Origin of the sequence: Arthrobacter sp. H5 (assembly GCF_000520595.1) — a bacterium.
Classification (GTDB): domain Bacteria; phylum Actinomycetota; class Actinomycetes; order Actinomycetales; family Micrococcaceae; genus Arthrobacter_D.
The window spans coordinates 82247-84922 of the sequence record NZ_KI914979.1 but is presented as its reverse complement, the minus strand read 5'-3'; the positions used below and the strand labels follow the sequence as shown (position 1 = coordinate 84922).

Annotated in this window: 2 pseudogenes; both read left to right on the top strand. The window is 61.3% G+C overall.

Annotated features, from left to right (window positions below):
- A pseudogene (locus tag Y708_RS30775) lies at positions 1–1110 on the top strand (helicase); the annotation flags it as partial.
- Positions 1107–2676 (top strand): annotated as a pseudogene (locus Y708_RS29575) (restriction endonuclease); the annotation flags it as partial. The pseudogenes Y708_RS30775 and Y708_RS29575, both read left to right, overlap by 4 nt.

Here is a 2676-nt window from a genome sequence, read left to right as displayed (position 1 = left end):
CGATTCGGTCAGACTTCGGACACCGTCCGAGCCGTGACCATCTACGGAGATGACAACGGGATTGATGGAATTGTTCTCGACGTTCTGTTGCGAAAGCATGAGAGCATCCGGAGGGACTTGGGTATCAGCGTGCCTGTACCGCCGAAAAGCGATCAGGTTCTGGCTGCTTTGCTGGAGGGCATTCTGATGCGTGGCAAGCAGGGGGACCAGATGGAGCTGTTTTCTCTCACCACGGAGGCCGAGCAACTGGAAACCGAGTGGCGCAGCAGTGCAGAACAGGAACGCGCCAGTCGGTCACGCTTTGCCCAGAATGCCGTGCGGCCCGAGGAAGTGCAGAAGGTGGTCGACGCCGCCAGGCGCAGCCTTGGCGACCCGGCGGATGTGGAGAACTTCATTCTTGCTGCACTGGAAGAAACCGGAGCCCACACTCAGGCGACGCCGGTCGGATTGGTCGCAGAGCTAGCCACGGCTGCACCGGGCATCCGTAACGCTCTTGGCGGCCGGTCATCCGTGCAGTTCGTCCGTGATTTTCCGGCGCCGCACAACACAGCGGTGCTGGTCCGGACCGACCCGATGGTCACAGCGGCAGCCCAGTATGTGCTCAACTCCGCCCTTGACGAGCAGCTCGACGGTAAAGAGCGCCCCGCCCGCCGCTGTGGTTTCATTCGAACCAACGACGTCGACGCTCTCACCGTGGCGCTCTTGATACGCTTCCGAACTAAGTTGGTCCTCCCCGCCCGGCTTGGTGATCGGACCGATATGGCAGAGGAAGCGCGTGTCCTCGCGTTCCAGGGAAGCCCGACAAATCCTGTGTGGTTGGACGAGGCAGCGGTAGAGACACTTCTAGCGTCCAGACCCGGAGGCAACGTCGGCGATGTCACTGAAAAGATGGACAATATCTTGAAGGCAATTCCCCTGCTCCAAGACGCTCTAAATCAGAAGGCGACTACCGTCGCCGAGGAAATACGTGACGCGCACCGTGAGGTACGAATCTCGGCCCGAGGGGACCGTGCGGGACAGCTCGGGATCCGAGGCCTTGCCGTAGAACCTAACCTGCCTGCCGACATCCTCGGCGTTTACGTTTACACTCCGATGGGAGCGGCGTCATGAGCACAGCATTCCAAGCGATCTCCGTCGTCGGCGGCGTTGTACCGCCGTCCCTTCTGGGGCGCGTCCAATCCGGGCAAGTGAGCGACCCCAAGAGCCTCCAGCCCGCTACGTATCACCTCATCGGAACGGAGACGGTACGCGACGCGGCCTCCCGCTCCTGGATGTATCTGAAATCCGCGTGGCAAGCCTGGCGTGAACTCGACGCCAAAAAGCGCCCAGACGGCAGAGGTCCGGGTACTGGTGATGCTCGCCAGAAGTGGTTGCTGGTGATGCTTCGGGAGTTCGGTTATGGGCAGGTCCCGGTAACTAATGGCGGCTTCCACGTAGGTGACGCGGCGTACCCCATTTCTCATCGATGGGAAGCGGTACCCATTCACCTGATGGGTCCTGGAGTGGACCTGGACCGCCGTAACCCCGGGGTGGAGGGAGCTTCCCGAGCTCCCCAGGCTATGGTGCAGGAGTTCCTCAATAGGGAGGAGGAGCACCTGTGGGCGATATTGAGCAACGGGCTCAAACTGCGTCTGCTGCGCGACTCCACGGCACTTGCCGGATCTGCATACATCGAATTCGACCTTGACACCATTTTCGACTCCGATCTCTACCCCGAGTTTCAAGTTCTGTGGCAACTCGCGCACCAGTCTCGATTAGCTAAACGTGGTGGTCCGGATGCGTCGCAGGCGGACTGTTGGCTCGAATCGTGGCGGAGTGAGTCTATTGACGCAGGCGCCCGGGCGCTCGACAAACTCGGGCTGGGGGTCGAGAAGGCGTTGATGCATCTGGGTACTGGTTTCCTCCGTCATCCGGATAACGGCTGGTTGGTGGATGCACTGCACAGTGGAGAGCTGAGCCAGCGAGAGTTCCACAAGGCACTCTTGCGCACCGCTTATCGGCTCCTGTTCTGTTTCGTCGTGGAGGATCGGGGAGCGCTGCTTTCGCCGGACGCGTCCACGGCTGCTCAAGAGCGATACGCGACCTACTTTTCTACCCAACGACTTCGCAAGATGGTGCGCAACCGCGACGGAGGCCCGCATCCCGACTTATGGCGGACGCAGAAGATCGTCTTCAACGCTCTCGGTGGGAACGGACTGGATGCCGTCGGGCTGCCCGCATTGGGCGGGCTGTTTGACCCGGACAGCCGCGCTGCCCAGGTTGACAGCCAGCCGAATCCGGATCTGCTGCTCGGCGCGGAACTGGCGAATCGTGACTACCTCGCGGCCATACGCAAGTTGAGCTGGGTCGTCGGCAGAACCGAGAGGCTCCAACCGGTCGACTATCGGCACCTCGGCGCCGAGGAACTGGGCTCGGTCTACGAGTCGCTGTTGGAACTTATCCCGCGTATTGATACTGAAAGCCGGACCTTCGAGTTGGTCCGACTGTCCGGGAACGAGCGCAAGACCACGGGCTCCTACTACACTCCACCGCGGCTTGTGTCTGCCCTGCTTGATACAACACTGGACCCGCTGTTGAACGAAGCTGTCGACGGTGGGGCCGACGCAGCGGACCGCGCGGCTCGTCTGCTTGGGATCACAGTGTGTGATCCAGCCTCTGGGTCCGGTGGCTTTTTGG